The sequence below is a fragment of the Rhodoferax sp. genome (genome assembly GCF_034520025.1).
Taxonomy (GTDB): domain Bacteria; phylum Pseudomonadota; class Gammaproteobacteria; order Burkholderiales; family Burkholderiaceae_C; genus Allorhodoferax.
In genome coordinates, this window is sequence record NZ_JAXHNZ010000002.1 from 1,686,866 (window position 1) to 1,710,037 (window position 23,172).

General features: G+C 60.1%; 24 protein-coding genes and 1 pseudogene. 16 read left to right on the forward strand and 9 right to left on the reverse strand.

Going from position 1 to position 23,172, the window contains the following annotated elements; translation table 11 throughout:
- Positions 1 to 19 precede the first annotated feature (19 nt).
- Entirely contained in the window at positions 20 to 943 is a 924-nt protein-coding gene (locus U5L73_RS16335) for an alpha/beta hydrolase (protein ID WP_322563323.1), read from the forward strand.
- On the opposite strand, the gene U5L73_RS16340 is transcribed toward U5L73_RS16335, so the two are convergent.
- Entirely contained in the window at positions 940 to 2,397 is a 1,458-nt protein-coding gene (locus U5L73_RS16340; RefSeq protein WP_322563324.1) for an NAD(P)/FAD-dependent oxidoreductase, read from the reverse strand. The two genes, U5L73_RS16335 and U5L73_RS16340, sit on opposite strands and share 4 nt — an antisense overlap.
- Positions 2,398 to 2,688: 291 nt before the next feature.
- On the opposite strand from U5L73_RS16340, the gene groES reads away from it, so the two are divergent.
- Both groES and groL read left to right on the forward strand, forming a co-directional pair.
- On the forward strand, positions 2,689 to 2,979 hold the full coding sequence (groES, locus tag U5L73_RS16345; protein WP_296509483.1) for a co-chaperone GroES: 291 nt from the start codon (positions 2,689 to 2,691) through the stop codon (positions 2,977 to 2,979).
- Positions 2,980 to 3,063: 84 nt separating this feature from the next.
- The gene (gene groL / locus U5L73_RS16350) at positions 3,064 to 4,710 is read left to right on the forward strand and encodes a chaperonin GroEL (RefSeq protein ID WP_322563325.1); all 1,647 of its coding nucleotides are present in this window, start codon (positions 3,064 to 3,066) and stop codon (positions 4,708 to 4,710) included.
- A gap of 226 nt (positions 4,711 to 4,936) precedes the next feature.
- On the opposite strand, the gene U5L73_RS16355 is transcribed toward groL, so the two are convergent.
- The 4 genes from U5L73_RS16355 to tal form a co-directional block, all read right to left on the reverse strand.
- A complete protein-coding gene (locus tag U5L73_RS16355) occupies positions 4,937 to 5,587 on the reverse strand; it encodes an HAD family phosphatase (RefSeq protein WP_322563326.1) in 651 nt (216 codons plus the stop codon).
- Positions 5,588 to 5,691: 104 nt separating this feature from the next.
- Entirely contained in the window at positions 5,692 to 6,663 is a 972-nt protein-coding gene (locus U5L73_RS16360; protein WP_322563327.1) for an MBL fold metallo-hydrolase, read from the reverse strand.
- Positions 6,664 to 6,848: 185 nt separating this feature from the next.
- Complete coding sequence (pgi, locus tag U5L73_RS16365; protein WP_322563328.1) at positions 6,849 to 8,417, reverse strand: glucose-6-phosphate isomerase; 1,569 nt, start codon at positions 8,415 to 8,417, stop codon at positions 6,849 to 6,851.
- Positions 8,418 to 8,438: 21 nt separating this feature from the next.
- Positions 8,439 to 9,386 (reverse strand): transaldolase, encoded by a 948-nt coding sequence (gene tal / locus U5L73_RS16370; protein ID WP_322563329.1) that lies wholly within the window; start codon positions 9,384 to 9,386, stop codon positions 8,439 to 8,441.
- A gap of 143 nt (positions 9,387 to 9,529) precedes the next feature.
- Here tal and zwf point away from each other — a divergent pair, with 143 nt between their 5' ends.
- Together zwf and U5L73_RS16380 are read left to right on the forward strand one after the other, a co-directional pair.
- Positions 9,530 to 10,996, forward strand: a complete 1,467-nt coding sequence (gene zwf / locus U5L73_RS16375; protein ID WP_322563330.1) for a glucose-6-phosphate dehydrogenase — start codon at positions 9,530 to 9,532, stop codon at positions 10,994 to 10,996.
- A gap of 6 nt (positions 10,997 to 11,002) precedes the next feature.
- Positions 11,003 to 11,851 carry a MurR/RpiR family transcriptional regulator gene (locus U5L73_RS16380; RefSeq protein WP_313879706.1) on the forward strand — a complete coding sequence of 283 codons (849 nt, stop codon included), beginning with the start codon at positions 11,003 to 11,005 and terminating at the stop codon, positions 11,849 to 11,851.
- 82 nt (positions 11,852 to 11,933) lie between these two features.
- On the opposite strand, the gene U5L73_RS16385 is transcribed toward U5L73_RS16380, so the two are convergent.
- Together U5L73_RS16385 and U5L73_RS16390 are read right to left on the reverse strand one after the other, a co-directional pair.
- Positions 11,934 to 12,848 (reverse strand): carbohydrate porin, encoded by a 915-nt coding sequence (locus U5L73_RS16385; protein ID WP_322563331.1) that lies wholly within the window; start codon positions 12,846 to 12,848, stop codon positions 11,934 to 11,936.
- A 314-nt stretch (positions 12,849 to 13,162) separates the two neighbouring features.
- Entirely contained in the window at positions 13,163 to 14,077 is a 915-nt protein-coding gene (locus tag U5L73_RS16390; RefSeq protein ID WP_322563332.1) for a porin, read from the reverse strand.
- Positions 14,078 to 14,267: 190 nt separating this feature from the next.
- Here U5L73_RS16390 and coq7 point away from each other — a divergent pair, with 190 nt between their 5' ends.
- A complete protein-coding gene (coq7, locus tag U5L73_RS16395; protein WP_322563333.1) occupies positions 14,268 to 14,885 on the forward strand; it encodes a 2-polyprenyl-3-methyl-6-methoxy-1,4-benzoquinone monooxygenase in 618 nt (205 codons plus the stop codon).
- Positions 14,886 to 14,913: 28 nt separating this feature from the next.
- Here coq7 and U5L73_RS16400 read toward each other — a convergent pair whose 3' ends face one another.
- Entirely contained in the window at positions 14,914 to 15,363 is a 450-nt protein-coding gene (locus tag U5L73_RS16400) for an OsmC family protein (protein WP_322563334.1), read from the reverse strand.
- Between the two features lie 115 nt (positions 15,364 to 15,478).
- Between U5L73_RS16400 and ilvA the strand changes: the two genes are divergently transcribed.
- The gene (gene ilvA, locus U5L73_RS16405) at positions 15,479 to 17,113 is read left to right on the forward strand and encodes a threonine ammonia-lyase, biosynthetic (protein ID WP_322563335.1); all 1,635 of its coding nucleotides are present in this window, start codon (positions 15,479 to 15,481) and stop codon (positions 17,111 to 17,113) included.
- A gap of 27 nt (positions 17,114 to 17,140) precedes the next feature.
- Here ilvA and U5L73_RS16410 read toward each other — a convergent pair whose 3' ends face one another.
- Entirely contained in the window at positions 17,141 to 17,608 is a 468-nt protein-coding gene (locus tag U5L73_RS16410; RefSeq protein ID WP_322563336.1) for a type II secretion system protein N, read from the reverse strand.
- Between the two features lie 65 nt (positions 17,609 to 17,673).
- On the opposite strand from U5L73_RS16410, the gene gspG reads away from it, so the two are divergent.
- The 9 genes and pseudogenes from gspG (at position 17,674) to gspN (ending at position 23,130) form a co-directional block, all read left to right on the forward strand.
- Positions 17,674 to 18,105: a type II secretion system major pseudopilin GspG gene (gene gspG, locus U5L73_RS16415; RefSeq protein WP_322563337.1), complete on the forward strand. Its 432-nt coding sequence runs from the start codon at positions 17,674 to 17,676 to the stop codon at positions 18,103 to 18,105.
- Positions 18,086 to 18,577, forward strand: coding sequence for a prepilin-type N-terminal cleavage/methylation domain-containing protein (locus U5L73_RS16420; RefSeq protein WP_322563338.1), 492 nt, complete (start codon positions 18,086 to 18,088; stop codon positions 18,575 to 18,577). The genes gspG and U5L73_RS16420 overlap by 20 nt, the downstream gene beginning before the upstream one ends.
- Entirely contained in the window at positions 18,574 to 18,948 is a 375-nt protein-coding gene (gene gspI, locus U5L73_RS16425) for a type II secretion system minor pseudopilin GspI (RefSeq protein WP_322563339.1), read from the forward strand. Before U5L73_RS16420 ends, gspI begins: the two co-directional genes overlap by 4 nt.
- Positions 18,948 to 19,640 (forward strand): prepilin-type N-terminal cleavage/methylation domain-containing protein, encoded by a 693-nt coding sequence (locus U5L73_RS16430; protein ID WP_322563340.1) that lies wholly within the window; start codon positions 18,948 to 18,950, stop codon positions 19,638 to 19,640. The genes gspI and U5L73_RS16430 overlap by 1 nt, the downstream gene beginning before the upstream one ends.
- The gene (gspK, locus tag U5L73_RS16435) at positions 19,637 to 20,605 is read left to right on the forward strand and encodes a type II secretion system minor pseudopilin GspK (RefSeq protein WP_322563341.1); all 969 of its coding nucleotides are present in this window, start codon (positions 19,637 to 19,639) and stop codon (positions 20,603 to 20,605) included. Before U5L73_RS16430 ends, gspK begins: the two co-directional genes overlap by 4 nt.
- A 46-nt stretch (positions 20,606 to 20,651) precedes the next feature.
- Positions 20,652 to 21,380 (forward strand): annotated as a pseudogene (gspL, locus tag U5L73_RS17320) (type II secretion system protein GspL); the annotation flags it as partial.
- Positions 21,381 to 21,414: 34 nt separating this feature from the next.
- Positions 21,415 to 21,816 carry a GspL/Epsl periplasmic domain-containing protein gene (locus U5L73_RS16440; RefSeq protein ID WP_322563342.1) on the forward strand — a complete coding sequence of 134 codons (402 nt, stop codon included), beginning with the start codon at positions 21,415 to 21,417 and terminating at the stop codon, positions 21,814 to 21,816.
- Positions 21,813 to 22,286 carry a type II secretion system protein GspM gene (gspM, locus tag U5L73_RS16445; RefSeq protein ID WP_322563343.1) on the forward strand — a complete coding sequence of 158 codons (474 nt, stop codon included), beginning with the start codon at positions 21,813 to 21,815 and terminating at the stop codon, positions 22,284 to 22,286. The genes U5L73_RS16440 and gspM overlap by 4 nt, the downstream gene beginning before the upstream one ends.
- Before the next feature lie 4 nt (positions 22,287 to 22,290).
- The gene (gspN, locus tag U5L73_RS16450) at positions 22,291 to 23,130 is read left to right on the forward strand and encodes a type II secretion system protein N (RefSeq protein ID WP_322563344.1); all 840 of its coding nucleotides are present in this window, start codon (positions 22,291 to 22,293) and stop codon (positions 23,128 to 23,130) included.
- Positions 23,131 to 23,172: the final 42 nt, after the last annotated feature.

The window sequence follows — 23,172 nt, forward strand, 5'->3', positions numbered from 1 at the left end:
GCTGCTCGAGGGTCTGCACATGACGCTTCTTTACACACTGGTACTGATCGTCCTATGCGTGTGGGTGTTTATCCAATGGAAGCCCGATAGCGCATCTCGTTGGGGACTGGGGTTGGAGCGCAAGCGCAGTGGTCTGGTCCGGAAGTCGCAGGCCATACCGGGCTTTGACATGCCTTACCTGGAAGGCGGGCACGGCGAGGTGCTGGTGCTCGTGCACGGTTTCGGGGGCGACAAAGACAATTTCACGCTCATGGCGCGGTTTTTAACACCGCACTTTCGGGTGATACAGCCTGACCTGCCGGGCTTTGGCGATGCAACCCGCGACCCTGCTGCGCGGTACCGCATGGCCGACCAGGTGGAGCGCTTGCATGCGTTCCTCAAAGCCTTGGGTGTGCAAAAAATGGTGCTCGGTGGAAACTCGATGGGCGGTTTCATTGCCTGCGAATATGCTGCGCGCTACCCCGAACAGGTCAAAGCGCTCTGGCTACTGGATGCCGCCGGTACCGCAGCCGCGCACGACTCCCCCATGCTGCATCACTACCGCGCCACCGGCGAATCTCCCTTGCTGCTCCGGAGCCAAGCCGATGTGACCAGGTTGATCCGCGCCACCATGGCGCGTCCGCCCTACTTTCCTGGCTTTTTGAAGCGCACCCTGGGCGCTCGCGCCGTTACAGACTACCCGCTGCATAGCGAGATTTTCAAAGACCTCAGCCACCACTCGCCGATGCTCGAAACCCAGTATTCGGCCCTGCCCACACCTGCACTCATTGTGTGGGGCGCGGAGGATTCCATCTTGAACCCGGCAGCTGCCCAGACCCAGGAGCGGCTGTTTACGCGCCACCAAACCATCGTGATGCAGGGCATCGGGCACCTGCCGATGCTGGAAGCACCCGCCCAAACCGCCCACGATTTCCTGAAGTTTGCACGCGCGCTATCGGCCTAACCCCGTGGCACGAACTCCAACGCACCGTCGTCAATTGGCTCGTTGAGTAGCAAGGTTTTGTCCACTTCGTAAGCGTGGGTGACCCGCCACGGGCCGCTACGGCCCTGGCGCGGCAGTTCGTTCATATCCCGCAAGACATAGCCCGACGTGAGTGAACTCATCACATTGCCCTCGCCCAGTTGTCCGGCGGGAGCCCGGGGCGTTGCACGTGCAATGCCCTTGCTATCCATGTAATTGAGCAGCCGGCACACATAGCGCGAAGCGATGTCCGCCTTGAGCGTCCACGAGGCATTGGTGTAGCCAAAAATGAAGGCCATGTTGGGCAGGTCTTGCATCAACACCGCGCGGTAACTCAGCAGCTGGTGGGTCGCCACTGGTGCGCCGTCCAGGGTGATGTCCATGCCGCCGAAGGTCTTGAGGCGTATGCCGGTGGCAGTCACCACGATGTCCGCATCCAGTGTTTCGCCGGACTTGAGCAGAATGCCACGCTCGGTAAACGTGGCTATTTCGTCGGTGACGATAGTCGCCTTGCCCGACTTGATGGCCTTGAACAAGTCGCCATCGGGCACCACACACATGCGCTGGTCCCACGGGTTGTAGCTGGGTGTGAAGTGGCGCATGTCCACGGAGTCCCCCAGCATTTTCTGGATGGGGCGCAACATGAACTTTCGCATGGCATCGGGCCAGCGCTTGGCGCCCTTGTAGAGCGCACGCTGCAAAGCGATATAGGCACTACGCAAGGCCCCATAAATCCAGCGCGCAGGCAGGAAACGCCCCAGCATTGCAATCGCCGTTTCAAGTGTGGGTGCGATGAAGTAATAGGTCGGTGTGCGCTGCAACATAGTGACGTGCGCAGCTTGGGCCACCATGGCTGGAACAATCGTGACCGCCGTAGCGCCGCTGCCAATCACCACCACCCGCTTACCCCGGTAGTCCAGGTTTTCGGGCCAAAACTGCGGGTGGATGACTTGCCCCCTGAAACGATCAATACCAGCAAACCCCGGCATGTGCCCTTGGTCGTAGTCATAGTAGCCGGTGCAACTCACAAAAAAGTGACAGGTGTAGCAGCTGGTTTCACCTGTGGGTTCTTGCAGGGCCGTGATCGTCCAGAGGTTGTGCTCGCTGGACCAATCGGCCTTGACGATCTTCAGCCCAAAGCGGATATGGCGGTCCACGCCATATTCCTCAGCAGTCTCCTTGACGTACTCGCGCACCAGTCGGCCTTCAGACAGCACCTTAGGCGACATCCACGGCCGAAACGCGTAAGCAAAAGAAAACATATCGGAGTCGGAGCGCACACCGGGGTAGCGAAACAAATCCCAGGTGCCCCCGATAGCGCTGCGCCGCTCCAGGATGGCGTAGCGCTTGCCCGGCGAGTCCTTTTGCAAATGGCACGCCATACCGATACCGGAAATACCGGCGCCAACGATCAGCACATCGAAATGTTCGCTCATACCCGTCCTTGCTGAAAACCAGACTCTAGGTGGCCCCTGATGGGCAGTCCAAGCCACAAACAAGTGTAAGCCGCAGCCCTGCACGCGAGCGCTGTTGGCACGGGAATGCAAACGTGCGGTTCTTCCGTAACGCCCTCGCAAGTGGCGGGACTCTTGAAATCAAGTCAAAAGGCTTTATCATTAGCACTCGTCGGTCTTGAGTGCTAACAGCATCAGCCGCGTGAGTTCTCAGGAGCTGGCCCAAGTGGGTGGCCCCTGGTGTTTCTTGTTTCCCTTTTTAGGAGATTTCTTATGAACCTGCGTCCTTTGGCAGATCGCGTGATTGTTAAGCGCGTCGAAACCGAAACTAAGACTGCTTCCGGCATCTACATCCCTGACAACGCAGCTGAGAAGCCCGACCAAGGTGAAGTGTTGGCTGTCGGCCCCGGCAAGACCAACGACAAGGGCGAAACCAAGGCCCTGACCGTGAAAGTTGGCGACCGCGTGTTGTTCGGCAAGTACTCCGGCCAGACCGTCAAGGTCAACGGCGACGAGCTGCTGGTCATGAAAGAAGACGACCTGTTCGCAGTGGTCGAGAAGTAATTCACGACGCTATCAATTTAATAGCTAGTAGCGCATGCTTCATGCGGGCTAGCGGCATATTTCACTTAAATTTGGAGTCATAACATGGCAGCAAAAGACGTAATTTTCGGCGGCGAAGCCCGCGCACGCATGGTTGAAGGCGTGAACATTTTGGCCAACGCGGTCAAAGTGACACTGGGCCCTAAGGGTCGTAACGTGGTGTTGGAGCGCTCTTTCGGCGCCCCTACCGTGACCAAGGACGGTGTGTCCGTGGCCAAGGAAATCGAACTCAAAGACAAGCTGCAAAACATGGGCGCGCAGATGGTCAAGGAAGTCGCTTCCAAGACTTCTGACAACGCAGGTGACGGTACTACTACCGCTACCGTGTTGGCTCAAGCCATCGTTCGCGAAGGCATGAAGTACGTGGCCGCCGGCATGAACCCGATGGACCTGAAGCGCGGTATCGACAAGGCAGTGACTGCTCTGATCGAAGAGCTGAAGAAGGCTTCCAAGCCCACCACCACTTCCAAGGAAATCGCCCAAGTCGGCTCCATTTCCGCCAACTCTGACGCATCCATTGGCGACATCATCGCCAACGCGATGGACAAAGTGGGCAAAGAAGGCGTGATCACTGTGGAAGACGGCAAGTCCCTGCAAAACGAACTCGACGTCGTCGAAGGCATGCAGTTCGACCGCGGCTACCTGTCCCCTTACTTCATCAACAACCCCGAAAAGCAAGCTGCTTTGCTGGACAACCCGTTTGTTCTGTTGTTCGACAAGAAGATCAGCAACATCCGTGACCTGCTGCCTACCCTGGAACAAGTCGCCAAGGCTGGCCGTCCTTTGTTGATCATTGCTGAAGATGTCGATGGCGAAGCCCTGGCAACTTTGGTGGTGAACACCATCCGCGGCATCCTGAAGGTGGTGGCTGTGAAGGCTCCTGGCTTCGGTGACCGTCGCAAGGCCATGTTGGAAGACATCGCCATCCTGACCGGCGGCAAGGTGATCGCTGAAGAAGTGGGCCTGACCCTGGAAAAAGTGACCTTGGCCGACCTGGGCTCTGCCAAGCGCGTCGAAGTGGGCAAGGAAAACACCATCATCATCGACGGTGCTGGCGCTGCTGCTGACATCGAAGCCCGCGTGAAGCAAGTTCGCGTGCAAATCGAAGAAGCCACCTCCGACTACGACCGTGAAAAGCTGCAAGAGCGCGTGGCCAAGTTGGCTGGCGGTGTTGCCGTGATCAAGGTGGGCGCTGCTACCGAAGTCGAAATGAAGGAAAAGAAAGCCCGCGTTGAAGACGCCCTGCACGCTACCCGCGCTGCGGTGGAAGAAGGCATTGTGGCTGGCGGCGGCGTGGCTCTGCTGCGCGCCAAGCAGTCTGCTGGCACCATCAAGGGTGACAACGCTGACCAAGACGCCGGTATCAAGCTGGTGTTGAAGGCCATTGAAGCGCCTCTGCGCGAGATCGTTTACAACGCAGGCGGCGAAGCCTCTGTCGTGGTGAACGCGGTGTTGGCCGGCAAGGGCAACTACGGCTTCAACGCAGCCAACGACACCTACGGCGACATGATCGAAATGGGTATTCTGGACCCCACCAAGGTGACACGTACTGCTCTGCAGAACGCAGCATCTGTGGCTAGCTTGATGCTGACGACCGAGTGCATGGTGTCTGAAGCTCCTAAGGAAGAAGCTGCTGGTGGCGGTATGCCTGATATGGGTGGCATGGGCGGCATGGGCGGCATGGGCATGTAATTGCTCCTTGCCTGAGGCGCCATGCCGGCGTTGCAAGGGCTTGCCGTACCGTAGGTACTGTCTGCGCCCTTGCGCCTTGGCCTAGCACCTCATGCTGCGTCGATGTGGCGTTATTGCTCTCGACTGCAAACCTAATAAAAAGCCCCGCTCGGTTCTGCCTTGCTGGGCTTTTTTAACGTCTTGTTTACTATGCTTTTGATAGCTACTCGCGCTTACTCCATAAGCGCTAGAGGCTGATTTCGCTTAAACCAAGGGCTTGCAGCGCTTGGGTGGCTTGTTGCGCGCTGTGGAAGTGGATGCCGTGCCAGCCTTCGGCCTGCGCGGCCTGGATGTTGGGGAGCAGGTCGTCCAGAAAGACCGTCTTGGCGGGCTCTAGGGCGTAGCGCTTTTGCAGGCATTGGTAGATGGCGGGCTCGGGTTTGATGAGCAGTTCGTCACCCGAGAAGATGCCACCGTCAAAGTCTTGCAGAAATGCGTTCATGTGCTCCAGCGTGCGGGCATACGGCACTGGCATGTTGGAGAGGTAGTAGAGCCGCACAGGCTCGCCCCCACGGGCGGCGCGTTGCGCGCGCAAGGCCACCAAACGCTCGAACAGCGTTACCGACTCCGGCATGGGCATCAGCCGCTCGCCGATGCTCTCGACCAGCGTGCCCAGCACCGTCGCATCCAAACCCACGCGCTGTGCCACTTGGGCCACCACATCTCCCATGGCGATCGTGCCCCGGTCAAAGGCTTGCCACTCTTGATGGCCGAATACCTCGTGCGCCAGGTGCCCTGCCTCGGCACGGGTCGCGGCTCGCTGGGGAAAGCACTCCATCATCAAATCTACCGGGCGCCAGGTAAACAGCACAGCGCCAAAGTCAAACACCACATTCATAGCTTGAAGGTTCCAAATAAAGAAGCCCCGCCAGCATAGCGCTGGCGGGGCCGGGTACGGCTCAAAAAATCCGCTACTGCAGCAATCTACGGTCGATCAGACTATCAAGCTACCGGCTTGAATTCGAAACCATTGCCCAGCTTCTCGACGCGGCCAAACGCCGGGAACGGGAAGTGGAAGCCGCCTGCCATGACCTTGTCGTTCACGATCATGTCAAACACCTTGCGGCGTGCCACGCGGGCTTCTTCAGCGTTCATGTCGAACTGCACCGCCCAATCAGGGTTGCGGGCAAACAGCTGCGGCACGTTGGTGATGTCGGCCACATAAGCGAACTTTTCACCCTTGCTTTCCACCATGAACAGCGTGTGGCCGGGGGTGTGGCCGTAAGCCGCCACGCTCTTGATGCCGGGCACAATTTCGGTGCCGGCATCAAACTTCACCATCTGGCTCTCGTTCAGGCCGCCCAACATGCGGCGCACGGTCTGGAATGCGCCTTTCATGGCGTCGGGTGCGGCGGCCATGCGGGCGTCATCCATCCAGAACGCGTGCTCCACCGCAGGCACCATGATCTTGGCATTGGGGTACACCAACTGGCCCGCCTTGTTGCGCACGCCCAAAATGTGATCGCCATGAAAGTGGCTCAGGATCACGGTGTCAATGTCTTCCACCTTGTAGCCCGCGGCATTCAGATTGGCGACCAGCCGGCCTGTAGTGGGTCCGCCGTTGTCGGAGAAACCGGTATCGAGCAGCACTTTGCGGTTACCCGCGATCACCAAGAAGGCGGTGTAGGGCACGTCCAGATATTCAGTGGGCAGATTCTGCGACTTCAGTAGCTCTTGCACTTCAGCCAATGGGGCGTTGCGCACAAATTCCGCTGCCAGAGGGCGGCGGGTAACCCCATCGTTCAGGGCGATGACTTCAAAGTCGCCAATCTTTTGCTTACGGAAACCCACCTGCACCACACTGGGTGCGCCGAAGTTGGGGGCCGATTGGGCGCCCAAGGGCAAAAAAGAACCTGCCGCATAGGCCGCTACCGCCGCACCGCCACCGACAAAGAAATCGCGCCGAGTCACCATAAAAGCCTCCAGAGTATGAATAAGGACCAGATAGTCTCAAACGCAACTCGAAAGTGCACTCCAGGTGCCTCAAGTCCGCTATGGAAATAGGATTATCCATAGCGTGATGCCGTCGCCCGAGGTGTGCCCGGGCGTGTGCTGCATACAGTGCCCAAAGCCTGCGACAGGCTCACGGCCGGCGAAACTCAGGCTCGCAGGCGCGCCAGAAGACCGGCGGTCGAAGCATTCAAACCTGTGGCATCGCCGCTCTGTAAGCGGGGTTCGATGTCTTTGGCCAACACTTTGCCCAGCTCCACGCCCCACTGGTCGAAGCTGTTGATGCCCCACAAGCTACCGCTCACAAACACACGGTGTTCCTGCAGGGCAATCAGCGCGCCCAATGCCGCGGGCGTTAGCTCTTCCAGTAGCAAAAACGTGCTGGGACGATTGCCCGTGAAGTGCTTGTGGCCACCCGCATCGGTCTTGCCTTGCATCAGCGCCTGCGCCTGCGCCAGCACGTTGGCAAGCAGCATGGGGTGGTGGCCCTTGAGTTCATGGCGTGGCTTTTTGACCGCGATGAACTCCACCGGCACCACATCGGTCCCCTGGTGCAGCATCTGGAAGTAAGCGTGTTGGCCGTTGGTGCCGGGCTCACCCCACAGCACCGGGCAGGTTCCAAACGGCAAGGCCTCGCCGGATGCATCCACCCGCTTGCCATTGCTCTCCATCTCAAGTTGCTGCAAGTAGGCCGGCAAACGGCGCAGATCGCTGTGGTACGGCGCAATGCTGCGGCTTGTGAAGCCGTGGAAGTTGCGGTACCACACGTCCAGCAGTCCCAGGCGCACCGGCAGGTTGCTCTCCAGCGGCGCAGTACGGAAATGTTCGTCCATGGCGTGGGCACCCGCGAGAAAATCGCGAAAGCCTTGGGCGCCGATGGCAATCGCTATTGGCAAGCCAATGGCCGACCACATGGAGTAGCGCCCACCCACCCAATCCCAAAAACCGAAGGTGGTGGTGATGCCAAACGCATTGGCGGCGGCCACATTGGTCGTCAGCGCCGCGAAGTGGCGTGCAACATCAATACCGCCCTGCGCCAAAAACCAGGCCTTGGCCGAGGCGGCATTGGTCATGGTCTCGATGGTGGTGAAGGTCTTGCTGGCGATCAGGAAGACGGTGTTTTCGGGCTTCAAGTGGGGCAGCTTGGCAGCCAACTCGTGGCCATCCACATTGCTCACAAAATGCAGGTGTTTGCCGCTGGTGGCAAAAGCATCCAGCGCCAACACCGCCATTTGCGGGCCGAGGTCAGAGCCGCCAATGCCGATGTTCACCACATCGGTAATGGCCGCATCGGCGCGCACCTGCTCCGCATAGGCCAGCATGGCTGCCAAAGTGGTGTGCACCTTGGCCTGCTCCTGCGCTACAAAATCAGTAGCTACTCCCGCATACTGCACGTGGGCCGAGGGCGGATTTCGCAACAAAACGTGCCACACCTCGCGCTGCTCGGTGTGGTTGATTTTTTGGCCGGCGAACATGGCATCGCGGTGCTCGGGCAGGCCGCTTTGGCGGGCCAGATCCATCAGCAGTGCTTCGGTGCTGACGTCGATACGGTTTTTGGACAAGTCCGCAAACACATAAGGCGCCTCTTGGCTCAAACGGCTAAAGCGCTGGGCGTCGGCCTCAAAGGCTTGGCGCACATCCAGCGCTTGGCCGGTCGCTGCATACGCAGCCTGCAATTGGGCCCAAGCGGGCGTGCGGTCACAACGGGTACGTGCCATGTTCGCGAGTCCTCGGTGCGCTTAAGCGGCCAGCAAGAGCTGCTCGAGTTTGACCGCGTCCACGCAGAACGCACGGATGCCCTCTGCCAACTTTTCAGTGGCCATGGCGTCGTTGTTCAGCGCCAAGCGGAAACTAGCTTCGTCATAGCTGACGTGTTCGATGTCGGCCGTCTTGGCGGCATCGGCATTCAGGTGACGGGCTACAGGCACTTCAGACGCTGCCATCTGGGCCAGCAAATCGGGGCTGATGGTGAGCAAATCGCAACCGGCCAGTGCAGTAATCTGACCCACGTTGCGGAAGCTGGCGCCCATGACTTCGGTGGCGATACCGAACTTTTTGTAATAGGCGTAAATTTGAGCCACGGACTTGACGCCGGGGTCATTCAGCTCCGCGTTGTCAGCCTCAACCCAAGCCGCGCCGGCGTTCTTTTTGTACCAGTCGTAAATACGGCCGACAAACGGTGAAATGAGTTGCACCTTGGCTTCGCCACACGCCACAGCTTGGCAGAACGCGAACAACAGGGTCAAGTTGGTGCGGATACCTTTACGCTCCAACTGCTCCGCCGCCTTGATGCCTTCCCACGTGGAGGCCACTTTAATCAGAATGCGGTCTGCGTGAATGCCCTGCGCTTGGTACAGCTCGATCAGACGCTCGCCACGGGCCACGGTTGCCGCAGTGTCAAAGCTCAGGCGCGCGTCCACCTCGGTCGATACACGGCCAGGAATGATGGACAAAATTTCGCAACCAAAACGCACCAACAGGCGGTCCACGATCTCGTCCATGGCACGGCCACGGAACTGGTTGACCGTGTCTTTCACCAGCGGCGCATAGTCCGCCTTTTGCACGGCCTTGAGGATCAGCGACGGGTTGGTGGTCGCGTCCTGGGGCTTGAACTCGTCTAGTTGTTTGAAATCGCCAGTGTCGGCTACGACGGTGGTGAATTGTTTGAGGGCGTCGAGTTGGTTCATGGGATGCAGACGGCAGAGCCGCAGGTTAAAAAACTTAGGGTAAACGCGCAGAAAGTTGCAGTTTCTCGCCTTGAATTATCAATGAAACAAAGTTACATTACAACGTCAGCTTTTATGTAACTACTAAACGTACCACTTGTCTTATGAGCTTTGATTTAGTCATGTTCGGCGGCACCGGCGATTTGGCCTGGCGCAAACTCATGCCCGCATTGTTTCAGGCGTTCCGCCACGGCACCTTGCCGGAGGGTGGACGCATTATCGGGGTTGGCCGCGATGACTTGAGCCATGACCAATACCGTGCGCTCATTCAATCCCGCTTCGAAAAGGTGGAGCTGGCCAAACGCCCAAGTGCCGAGGAGTTTGCGCGGTTCGCTGCGATCCTCGAGTTTGTGCGTATGGACTTGTCCAAGGCGGAGGACTATGCCCGCTTGGCTGAGACCCTGAACGCCCGCAACGCTGACAGCGTAGTGATGTATGTCGCCACCGCCCCCAGCTTGTTCACCAATGTGTGCGAGCAATTAGCCGCTAGCGGGCTCAACACGCCCAAAACGCGCGTGGTGCTGGAGAAGCCGCTGGGGCATGACTTGGCATCCAACCGTGCCATCAACGCCACTGTGCGGCGCTTCTTTGCCGAAGAACAGGTCTACCGCATCGACCACTATCTGGGCAAGCCTTCGGTACAAAACCTGTTTGCGATGCGCTTTGGCAATGCACTGTTCGAGCCTTTGTGGCGCCGCGAGCATATTGCCAACATCCAGATCACCATCGCCGAAGATTTGGGCGTGGAGAGCCGTGGCGCGTTTTACGAGACCACAGGTGCCCTGCGCGACATGGTGCAAAACCATGCGCTGCAACTGCTGTGCGCCATCGCCATGGAGCCGCCCATCAACGCGGGCGCCGACGCCATTCGCGATGAGAAGCTCAAGGTCCTGCGCTCTCTCAAACCCTGGACTGCTGAAACCCTCAAGCAAGACGTGGTGCGCGGACAGTACTCCGCAGGCACCAGCGGTGGTGTGAAGGTACCCGGCTACCGCGAAGAGACCGGCGTGAGCCCACAAAGTAACACCGAGACCTTTGTGGCACTGCGCACCGAGATAGCCAATTGGCGCTGGGCCGGTGTGCCTTTCTATATTCGCACCGGCAAACGCTTGTCCGGCCGTGATGCCCGCATTGTGATCAACTTCCGTCCCACTCCGCACGCCATCTTCAACTCCAACGAGGGCGTGGGCAACCGCTTGGTGATCAACCTGCAACCCAAGGACGGTTTGGAGTTGCACTTGCTGGCCCAGGGCCAGGAAAATCGGCAATCCCGCAGCAGTGCTTCGCAAACGCTGGCACCGGTGCAACTGGACCTCGATTTTGACAAGCGCTTCGGCTCCGAGCGGGTGGGAGCTTACGAGCGCCTGCTCTTGGACGTGATCGACGGGCGTTTGAACCTGTTTGTGCGCAGCGATGAGCAAGAGGAGGCCTGGCGTTGGGTAGAACCCATGCTTGAGCATTGGACCGCAGACACCACAGGCCCACGCTTGTATGCGGCCGGCACTTGGGGCCCTAGCGCATCCAGCGCCATGATTGCCCGCGACGGCTTCTGCTGGAGCGAAGAAAGCTAAAACACTATGTTGGACCGCATCAAAGCCTCTCTGCCCTCATTAGCGCCTGCCGAACAGCGGGTGGGCAAGCTCTGCCTCGCTGACCCCCGCGCTTTTGCCAAGCTGCCTGTTAGCGAATTGGCCGATCGCGCTCATGTCAGCAAACCTACGGTGGTGCGCTTTTGCCGCAGTGTGGGCTACGACGGGCTGTCCGACTTCAAGCTCAAGCTTGCAGGCACGGTGAACGAAGGCGTCCCCTTCATTCACCGCAGCGTGGATGCCGACGACAAGACCGGCGACGTCATGGTGAAGGTCATTGACAACACCGTGGCCGCCTTCTTGCGCTACCGCAACGACGCCTCCACGATGGCGATCGAAAAGGCCGTGGTAGCGCTGGTCGACGCCTACAACGCGGGCCGGCAGATACAGTTCTTTGGCGTGGGTAACTCGGGCATCGTGGCCCAGGATGCCCAACACAAGTTCTTTCGCTTGGGCATCAATACCACTGCCTACAGCGATGGACACATGCAAGTCATGAGCGCGTCCATCTTGGGCGCCGGCGATTGCGTGGTGGTCATCAGCAACTCGGGCCGCACCCGTGACCTAATGGATGCCTGCGACATTGCCCGCAAGAACGGCGCCACTACGATCGTCATCACCGCCAGCGGATCGCCGCTGGCTAGTGCCGGCCACATCCACCTAAGTGCAGACCACCCCGAAGGTTTCGACCGCTACAGCCCGATGGTTTCGCGTCTCTTACACCTGATGATCATTGATATTCTGGCCACTTGCGTAGCACTGCGCATAGGCGGTGGGAAATTGCAGCCTTTGCTTAGCGAGATGAAGCACAACTTGAGGAATAAGCGATACGCCTAAGCACCCTGAGAAAGCCCATTAGCCCAGACGAAAAAAAACCCGCCGAAGCGGGCTTTTTGCTGACTAAACTGTTGGAAACAGATTAGAAAGCGTAGTTGATGCGAGCGCGCAGAGCGGTCACAGAAGACACGCCAGCTTGGTCGGTAGAGGAGTTGCTCAGAGCGGGAGTCAATGTTGCACCCTTCACGCCCAACAAAGGCATAGCGTAGGAAGCGTAGAAGGTAGTCACAGAGTTTGTGTTGTTCTTGTCTTGGATCAGACCCAAGCCCAAGCCACCGAACTGGCCGTTCACGCCGAAGGAAGAGTTCTTGGAGTCGCTGTTGTTAGCGTAGTTAGCGTTCAGGCTGCTGCTGGAAGACAGAGCGTAACCCAAAGACAAACCGTAACCGTTTTGGTCAGCAGCGGTAGTGCTCTTGATGTTTTCAAAGCCAGCGCGCAGTGTCAAAGCACCAGCGGAGTACACCAGTGTAGGACGGATGCCGTAGACTTCGGACGCACCAGCAGTACCAGTTGCAGCAAACAGGCCCAACTCAGCGCGAACGGCGCCGGCGTTCAAGCCAATCGCAGCATGCAAGGGGTTAGTCTTGACGCCGGTGGATGTTTCACGACCGCGCAATGCGTTGGCTGTGTAGCCGCTCACGCCGCCCACTTTTTCAACCAATGTGTCTTGACCCAGGGGGAACAAGTCAACAGCTTCGAAACGACCGATTTTGACGTCAGCAGCAGCGGAACCAGCTTGGATCCAAGCATCATCGATGCCGGTGGTGCCGTCTTGCTTCAACAAAGCAGTGCCCTTAGCAGTCACGAAGTTGCTGCCGTTTTTAGCAGTAGCGCCAGCGTTCAATTCCAGACGGCCGCCGTTAGTGGTGGTAGCTGGCTTTTTATCGATGTATGTGGTGTCGTTTTCGTAGTTTGCATTGAATGTCACTTGTGCAGAAGCAGCAGTAGCCACCAAGCAGGCACCAGCAATCAGGGCCAATTTGAATTGTGAACGCATAAATTACTCCAGAAGAAATAAAAAAATTCCGACCTAACAGGACAAACGTCACATGTTCACTCGGAACCTGAATAGCCAACAAGGCAAATTTGATTGTAGGGAATGCCTACGGAAAGTTAGGCATCTCTCACAGTTACATGCCAATTACATGACAACTTGCGGCCTATAAACAACACTTCTGGTGTCAGCATATCGAGCCTCCTGAACCAGCCCGATTTACAGCAACTCACCCGCAGAGACACCGCATAAAAAAACCCGCCACAGAGGGCGGGTTTTGGTCTTCACAGACAAGAGCGCACAAGGCGCTCGTCCGATCAGAAGTTGTGAGCCAAAGAAATGCGGAACTGGTCTGCAGTAGTAGTGGCGTTTTCTTTGGCGGTTTGACGGCCATAGCTAGCGTTGAACACGGTACGCTTGCTCAGTGCGTAGTTTGCAGCGAACTCGGAAGTGTTATTCACGTCGCGGCTAGCGTAGTTAGCACCCAAAGTCAGCGCAGAAGTCACGGGCACGGACACGCCGAATGCCACGGCAGATGCGTCGTTCACAGCGCTAGAAGCGGCTGCAGCTGCACCATCCCAGCCCAAACCAACTTTGGCAACGCCGAAGTCATAGGTCACGAAAGCTTCGTTGTTGACAGTGCGAGCGAAGGTGGCAGTGGCGGCACCGCTGCCGTTCTTGATTGCGAAGCCAGCAGCCAAGGGGCCGTTTGCATAGCCCACGTTCAACACGGTTGTTGTCAGAGTGGGTGTTGCCGTGCCGGCGGTGCCTGCTTCTGCGTACTGAATGCTGGCGGTTACAGGACCAAAGGCCATGCCGTATGTCAACACATCAACTGCCCCGCGGTTAACAATGCCCGATCCGTCGTAGATACCTTGGTCAAGGTTGGAAGGAGCAACCCAAGCACGTGTGATCAGGTCTGTAGAACGGGTCTGGTCAAAACGAACCAAACCGAAACCGCCTTGCAACTGCACGTTGGTGTTACGGCGATTGAGGGCGTTTCCGAAAGAACCGCTGCTTTGGTCGAATGTCACGCCAGTGCTGGCTTTCATGCCACCGCCCAGATCTTCAGCTGCTGCGAGGTTGACGGTAACGTCGGTCAAAGCCAAGCCAGTAGGGTTAGCAGTTGCGTTGGATTTCTGGAAACCGGCGCGAACCACACCAGTCATGGTGACTTGCGCGAATGCGCTGGTGGCGGACAAGACTGCCAATGCAATGAGAGTTTTTTTCATAAGGGAAGGCTCCAAAGTTAAACAAGAATCACGCACCACTCGGTGGCCAGATTGTTGACCTCCTCGATGAAGGAGATGCTTAGATTACATCAGAGGTACCGCCCAATGTCGTGACAACGGGTTATTCCGGGCTTGATTTAGTATCTGTCGTTGTCTCGATACAACATTTACCAGAAAGCACTGCCTGCCCATGGACGCCCTTATTCACGCCGCCGACACCGCCTTGCGCACTCTGTTTGCCGCGCCGCACGCATCGCAGCCGTGCCCTGTTGCGCTCGCTGCCCCCACGCACCTCAATGACGCCGAAAGGCGCATGTCAGCTGGGCTGATGCGGGTCAACCACGTAGGTGAGATCTGCGCACAAGCCCTCTACACGGCTCAAGCGTTGGCCACACCCAACCCACAACTTCGGGCACATTTCACCGAAGCTTGCAAAGAAGAGACTGACCATCTGGCGTGGACCGCAGAGCGCTTGAATGATCTGGGTGCACGCCCGTCCCTACTTAACCCCTTGTGGTACGCAGGGGCATTCGGTCTTGGTTTGCTTGCCGGTCGGATGGGTGACGCGCTGAGTCTGGGTTTTGTGGTGGAAACCGAACGACAGGTGGGAGCCCATCTAAAGGGCCACTTGGACCGGCTCCCTGCGGGGGATCAGGCGTCACGGGCCATCGTTTCGCAGATGCAAGCCGATGAGCTCCGCCATGCTGACGAAGCACAAGCCGCAGGAGCTGCTGACTTACCCGCTCCGGTCAAGTCGCTCATGCACGCTGCGGCCAAAGTGATGACGACTGTCGCCGCGCGGATTTAGACGCGCCCCCCCACAGCGACACCCCACATCACACCTCGATCAGGTCAAAGCCCGTAGTGATCTCAGCTGTTTTGGCCAGCATGATGCTGGCCGAGCAGTACTTGTCGTGGCTCATGGCAATGGCGCGCTCCACCGCGCTGGCAGGGATTCCTTTGCCTGTCACGGTGAATTGCATGTGGATCTTGGTAAACACCTTGGGATCCACTTCGGCGCGCTCGGCGGTCAGCTTCACGGTGCAGCCCTGCACATCATGGCGGCCGCGCTTGAGGATGAGTACCACGTCATAGGCAGTGCATCCACCGGTGCCTGCCAGCACGGTCTCCAAGGGACGGGGTGCCAGATTCTGGCCGCCGTTTTCGGGTTTGGCCGCATCGGGGGCGCCATCCATCATCAATGTGTGACCGCTGCCGGTCTCAGCCACAAAGCCCATGCCTGAGCGGGTATTGAGGCCGCCGGCCCAACTTACGGTGCATTCCATGGTGTATTTCCTGTCTAAGCCCCGCGCGGGGCTGATCTCTACATCGCTACAATGCCACGAATCGCTCCGCGCGGAGCGCCATGACTGCCTATCTCACCCACCGGAGTGTAGCCCTGTGAGCACCAAGAACCCAGCCCCTGCCCAGAAAGCCCCTGCCCCGCTCACCCCGGCCGACTACCTGAAGAAAATCCTCGCCGCCCGTGTGTACGACGTAGCGGTCGAGACGGCGCTAGAGCCCGCCCGCGCGCTCAGCCGACGCCTGCATAACACGGTGTTGTTCAAGCGCGAAGACCAGCAGCCCGTGCGCAGCTTCAAGCTGCGTGGCGCCTACAACAAGATGGCCCAAATGCCTGCCGAGCAGATTGCCAAAGGCGTCATTTGCGCCTCTGCCGGCAACCACGCCCAAGGTGTGGCCCTGTCCGCCAGTCGCATGGGCGTTCGCGCCATCATCGTGATGCCGACCACCACACCCCAGCTCAAGGTCGACGCGGTGCGCGGCTTCGGCGGGGAAGTGGTGCTTTTTGGCGAAAGCTATTCCGACGCCTACGACCATGCACTGGCCCTGCAAAAGAAAGAGGGGCTGACCTTTGTGCACCCCTTTGACGACCCGGATGTGATTGCCGGCCAGGGCACGGTGGCCATGGAGATCATGCGCCAAGTCCAGACCTTGGGTGCCGACAAAGCTGCCAAGTCCGGCCACAAAACCGGCAGTAAAACCGGCCCCGGTATTGATGCGGTGTTTGTGGCTATTGGCGGCGGCGGCCTGATCTCGGGTGTGGCGAACTACATCAAGGCGGTGGCGCCCGGCGTCAAGGTCATCGGAGTGCAGATGAACGACTCCAACGCCATGATCCAGTCGGTGGGCGCGCACGAGCGCGTGACGCTGCCTGATGTGGGCCTGTTCTCGGACGGCACTGCCGTGAAGCTGGTCGGCGAAGAAACCTTCCGCATCGCCCATGACTTGGTCGACGGCTATGTGACCGTGGACACCGACGCCGTGTGCGCCGCCATCAAGGACATCTTTGTAGACACCCGCAGCATCGTGGAGCCCGCTGGTGCTTTAGCGGTAGCTGCGATCAAACAATATGTCGCCACCCACAAAACCAAGGGCGAAACCTATGCCGCCATCTTGTGCGGCGCCAACATGAATTTTGACCGCCTGCGCTTTGTGGCCGAGCGGGCTGAGGTGGGTGAAGAGCGGGAGGCATTGTTCGCCGTCACCATTCCTGAAGAGCGCGGCAGCTTCAAGCGCTTTTGCGAGCTGATTGGCGAGCTACCCGGCGGCACACGCAATGTGACCGAGTTCAATTACCGCATCAGCGACGCGGCCAAGGCCCATGTGTTCGTGGGCCTCACTACCCAGAGCAAGGGCGAATCCACCAAGGTGGCCAAGAACTTTGAGAAAAACGGCTTCAAGACCTTGGACTTGACGCACGACGAGCTGGCCAAAGAGCACATCCGCCACATGGTGGGCGGCATATCCAGTTTGGCGCAAGACGAGCGGCTGCTGCGGTTTGTCTTCCCCGAGCGGCCGGGTGCGCTGATGAAGTTCCTGAGCCTGATGCGCCCGGGCTGGAACATCAGCCTCTTCCACTACCGCAACCAAGGCGCCGACTACGGCCGCATCCTTGTCGGGCTGCAAGTGCCGGAGGCCGACGACAAGGCGTTTGAAAAATTCCTACAAACCCTGAACTACCCGTATGTAGAAGAAACCCACAACCCGGTGTACCGGATGTTTCTACAAAAATGATAGCTGCCCGCGCATACGGGATGCTGGCTAGGGCACTTTTTTAGCACTAGCGGGCAGCGCCAGCGGGGGCAAACTCAATTCCAGCTCAGCCCCTTGGCGCCCGATCGTCACCGTGCGCCCGGCCACGCGGGTGAGTTGCCAGCCGCTGGCCAATTCAACCCCTAGTGCAAACGGCTTGGCAGGTTTGTTGTCAATCGCGATCAAGGCAGCGCCTGCACGATCGCCGCCCAGCACCCCTTGCAGCACAAACCGCGAGGCCTCTGCCGCAGGGGCTGCCACCACTGCGGGCTGGGCTACTCCTTCGGGAGCAGCGCCCAAGCCACGGGCCACAGCACCCACGTCCAACGCCTGCTCTGCGGGCTCCGCCACCCCAGCCATTGCCTGTTGCGCGGGCAAGCGCCAATGCAGGCCCCAATAGACAGCACTCAATGCTGCCAAAGTGGACAACAACAAAGCCGCCATTCGAGGAGGCCACACAGAAGCGGGATAGGGCATGGCCGCATTATGATTGACCAAGACGCCGACCGGCCCCTTTCCACTTTGCTGACCAGAAGTCCCCCATGAGCCCACACATCCGTTTGTACCGCGCAGCACAACGCGGCTTTACCCTGATTGAGTTGATGGTCGTGCTGGTCATCATTGGCGTATTGGCGGCCTTGATTGTTCCGAACGTGCTGGACCGCGCCGATGACGCCCGGGTCACAGCCGCCAAAACCGACATTGCCAACCTCACCCAGGCGCTCAAGCTCTACAAGCTCGACAACCAGCGATTTCCCTCAGCCGAGCAGGGCCTGCAGGCACTGGTTGCCAAACCTACAGTCGGCGTCATACCGCCCAACTGGCGCCCGTACATTGACAAACTGCCCATGGACCCTTGGAACCGGGCTTACCTCTATATCAGCCCCGGTCTGAAGAGCGAGGTCGATGTGATGTCCTTCGGCGCGGATGGCCAAGCCGGCGGCGATGGAAAAGATGCCGACATCAACAACTAGCCTCGCATCCAGTCCTGCAGGCCCACGCACCCGGTCGCGTGGCTTTACGTTGTTGGAGTTGATGATTGTGGTGGCCATCACCGGAATGGCCTCTGCCGCGGTTGCATTCGCCTTGCGGGACAGCACCCAGACCCAACTCGACCGTGAGGCGCAGCGCCTGGTCGCACTTCTCGAAGCGGCACGGGCAGAATCCCGCGCCACCGAAGTCAGCTTGCAGTGGAGGGCCACGCCCGGCGGATTTGAGTTCACCGATGGCATCAAAACCCGGCCCCAGCGCTGGGACTCCACCACCCTGCAGGCCCGCAGCGACACACCGGTTGTCTTGGGCCCGGAGCCTGTCATAGGCCCGCAAACCATTCGCCTCAGCAACGGCGACGCTGCGGGCTCCAGCCGGTGGGTAACCACCGATGGGCTTCGGGTATTTGAAGTGCGCAACGCAGCACCCATTGAGCCCACAGGAGCTGCGCCGTGAGGGCCCGTCGCCAGTGGCAAAGCACACAGGGCTTTACCCTGATCGAGGTGTTGGTTGCACTGGCTATTGTGGCTGTCACGCTCATCGCCGGGCTGCGCGCCAGCGCCACCATGACCCGCAGTACCGAGCGCCAGAGCAGTCGGGTGCTGGCCCAGCTCTGTGCTGAAAATGCCCTGGTGCAATACCGCCTGAGCGGTCAGCTCCCGGATGTGAGCGACAGCACCCAAGAGTGCGCGCAGGCGGGCCAATCCTTCGAATTGCGGCTCCTGGTGCAGTCCACACCCAACCCGAACTTTCGACGGGTCGAAGCCCGGGTAGCCAAAGACGGTGCCCCCCTGCTCCAACTCAGCACCGTTTTGGGGCGCTACTGATGCAACGCCTGTCCCACGGCACCAGAAGCGCTGGTTTCACCCTGATAGAACTTTTGGTGGCGCTCGCCGTCATGGCGCTCATGACCACCATGGGGTGGCAAGCCCTCGCGGGCATGCAAAGTGCCATGGAGGGCAATCGCAGCCACAACGATGCGGTGCTCACCACCGAGGCGGGCCTGAACCAATGGACTGCCGATCTCAACGCCTTGCAAGAGATCCCTCAAACCCGCAGCCTTGACTGGGACGGCCGGGCCCTGCGCCTGACGCGCCGCAGCGCCCAACAAGGCGATGGCGCTTATGTGGTGGCCTGGACGCGGGCAGAACGCGCGGGCCGGGCCGTCTGGCTGCGTTGGCAGTCAGGCCCTGTCAGCACCCGCGAAAGCTGGCAGGCTGCCTGGGGCGCAGCGGCTGCGTGGGCGCAAGGCGCACAGGCGAGCACCGTCAATGCACTTGCGGGCAACGCCAGCAGCATCCGTCCGGCAGAGGTCAGCATCACCGCACTGTCTGCATGGCAATTGTTTTACTACCGCGGAGGCGCCTGGAGCAACCCCCTCTCCAGCGCCGGTGCACAAGACGCTGCAGCCCTGCCCGACGGGATACGCCTCGTCTTGACACTGGACGCCCCCCATCCGCTGGCCGGCACCCTCGTACGGGATTGGGCCCGCCCAACCCTTTCTGGAGCCACCCCGTGAAAGTCCAGCGCGGCGCGGCCATCCTGACGGCCTTGTTACTCATGGCGCTGGTCGCCACGCTTAGCACCGCGGCCCTCTGGCAACAAGCGCGCGCCTATGACCTCGAAGCGGCAGAGCGGGCACGTGTGCAAGCGAACTGGGTGCTGCAGGGCACCACCGACTGGGCGCGCCTGATTCTGCGGGAAGACGCCCGCTCCGGCACGGTTGACCATCTGGGCGAACCCTGGGCCATCACCCTGCAAGAGGCCCGACTCAATACGTTTCTGGCCAACGGTTCCGCCAGCGCAGAAGACTTACCCACTGACGTCCTGCAAAACGCCTACCTCTCCGGCAACATCAACGACTTGCAGGCCCGCCTGAACGTCACCAACCTGGTGCTGGACCAGCAGGTCCACGAGCCGACACGCAACGCGTTTATCCGGCTGTTTGACCTGCTCAAGCTCCCGCCGGCCGAATTGCAGCTGTTGATCAACAATTTGCAAGCCGGCCTGGAGGCCCCCAAAGCAGGCCAAGAAAGGGCCCAGAACCCCAGCAACACCCCTTTGCTGCCGCGCAACCTCGACCAACTGGCGTGGCTGGGCGTCTCGCAGCGCAGTCTGGCCCGATTGCGGCCATATGTCGTGGTCCTCCCAGACCGCAGCACGATCAACATCAATACTGCGACGGCGCTGGTGCTCCAAGCCATCATCCCCGGAATGGACGGGGCCAGTGCCCAGCGCTTCATCGACAGCCGAGCGAAAAGCCCGCTGCGGAGCATGGGCGACGCGCCTGCCGCATCGGGTTTGCCGCAATCGGCATTTCAAGACAACTTGGTCAGTGTGAACTCGCGGTTCTTTGAGGTCCGCACCCGCCTGCGGATCGGCACGCTCACGACCCAGGAGCGCACTGCCGTACTGCGCGAAGGTTTACAGGTCAAATCTCTCTGGAAAGAACGTGAGGCACCGCAAGATGCCTCCGTACAATGAGGCCGATATGCGTCAGCACCTCGTCATGCCTCCACCACCCCATGCAATGCAGGCTGCATGGGACTGGGTCCGCAGCGACAGCCCGCACAGCAACCAGCGCTTGCCCACCGTGCCCGCTGTTGGTTCCGGTGCTGACACTACAGTTTTGATCGTGCCCGCAGCGGCCCTGTCTTGGCACCGGATCACGCTGCCGCCGGGGCTGTTAGGCCGCGAGGGTCAGGCCCGCCAACCCGCCAAACTCAAATCGGTACTTGAAGGCCTACTGGAAGACCAGCTCTTGGATGATCCGGCTCAGCTGCATTTTGCGCTGCAAGCCACCAGCGCCGAGACCGGCCCCTGGTGGGTGGCGGTATGCCAGCGTCAATGGCTCAGCGAACAAATTCAACAGCTGCGCCAAGCCGGGCACACTTTGCACAGCATCGTGCCCGAGTGGGGGCCCGGCTCCTCCGATCCCCCGCCGGCACTCTGGCTCACCGGAGAAGTCGAGACGGCAGAGTGGACCTGGGCCGATAGTGCAGGCGTGCATCGCAGCAGCGCAGCACAGGCCCCGGCCGCGTTTCTAGCCCCTGCCCAGCAAGCCAGCGCTGCCCTGTTTGCCGAGCCTGCGTGTGCTGAGCTCGCCGAATCACAAACCCACCAGGAGGTCACGGTGCAGCACCGTGCGGACCGCTTGCGCGCCGCGGCCAACGGCCCCTGGAGCCTTGCGCAAGGCGAATTTGCCAACCGCCATGCCTTGTTACAGCAAGTGACTGAAACGGCGGCAGCGCTGTGGCAAGCACCGGCCTGGCGGCCGGCCCGTTGGGCGCTGGGTGTACTCGCTGTTGTGCAGCTTGCTAGGCCTGAACCTGCAGGCGTGGCAAGCCCGCCAAGCGCTGACCGAGCAGCGCAGTGCAATCCAGCGTGTGCTGTTCAGCACCTTTCCGGCCACCACGGTGGTGGTCGATGCACCTTTGCAAATGCAGCGCGCGGTCGAAGCCCTAGGCCAGGCCGGCGGGCAGACACGGGAGCGCGACATGGAGCGACTTTTAGAGGCTTTTGGCACGTTAGCCCAAGCGGATACTGCACCATCCGCTATCGAATACGTAGCAGGGGAGTTGCGGATAACGCCTCCTGGCGGAAATGCCGAGCCCCCGGCTTCGTTGCGCGACGGCCTGCAAAACAAAGGCTTGCGCCTTCGGACCGAGGGCACCACCTGGGTGCTGAGCCCATGAACTACCAAACCCTGCGCACCTGGTGGAACCAGCGCCCCCCCCGCGAGCAAACCCTGCTCTCGGCCGCCGTGGTTTTGGTACTGGCCGCCCTGATGTGGACCATCGCAATTGCCCCGGCGTGGCGCAGTGTCAAAGCCTACCCGGCACAACGGGCTGCGCTGGATGCCCAAGTCCAACAAATGCAAACGCTGCAGGCACAAGCCACCGCGCTGCAAAGTCGCCCGGCCCTGGCACCGCAAGCGGCTCAAGCCGGGCTGCAAGCCGCAGTGGCCAGTCTAGGTCCCCGCGCCAGCCTGCTGATACTCAACCAACAAGCCACCGTCACCCTCAAAGGAGTGGATGCAGATACCTTGGCCCGCTGGCTGGCACTGGTGCGGGTGGAGGCCCGCATGCTGCCGACTCAGGCGCAATGGCGTCGTGACGGCCGCCTCTGGAGTGGCACGGTGACCTTCACCCTGCCGGGTGGCTGATGTGATGGCTACCCGGCCCGACATTCTGCGACGCGCTCAAAGGCAGCTGGCCACAGGCGCCACGCGTGGCCCGTGGAGCTGGGCCGTGATGGGGGTTTTGCTGGGTGTGCTGGCAGGCGCTTTGGCATTTGCGCCGGCGCGCTGGCTGGCTGCTGGATTGGTCTGGGCAGACGCACCCCTGCGCTTGCACAACCCGACCGGCACCGTATGGAATGGCAGTGCCCAAGTGCTCCTGCGCAGTGGTGCCGAGGGCAGCAAGGCTCTGCCCGGTGACCTGCGTTGGACCCTGCGCCCTGCCTGGTACGACAGCGGCCCCAGTGTGCGCGCCGAGTGGCGGGCGGATTGTTGCCTCAGCGCGCCCTGGATTTGGCATGTGAACGGCAGCCTGCAGTCCGTGCAGCTGCGAGCGGATGATTTGCTACCGGCACAAGGCTTGCGCATTCCGGCAGGTCTGCTGACCGGCCTCGGCACCCCATGGAACACGCTGCAACCCCAAGGCCAATTGACGTTGGCCACCCGGGGCCTGACGGTACTTTCTAGCCCCTCCGGCACCCAACTCGGCGGGGAGCTCGCGCTGGACGCCCTGAATATGAGCACCAGTCTGTCGACCTTGCGCCCGGTGGGAAGTTACCGGGTAACCTTACGTGGCGGAGAGCAAACTGCGATGACGCTCTCGACCCTTGAGGGAGCACTGCAGCTCAGCGGCACTGGGAAAATCGGGCCCCGAGGGCTGGTCTTTACCGGAGAAGCCCGCGCCGCGGAGGGCCGTGAGGACACGCTCTCCAATTTGCTGAATATCATTGGACAGCGCCAGGGCGCGCGGTCTCTGATTCAACTGGGTTAAGGAATGTCCACTCCTCTTTATCGACGCTTGTGCAGCACACAC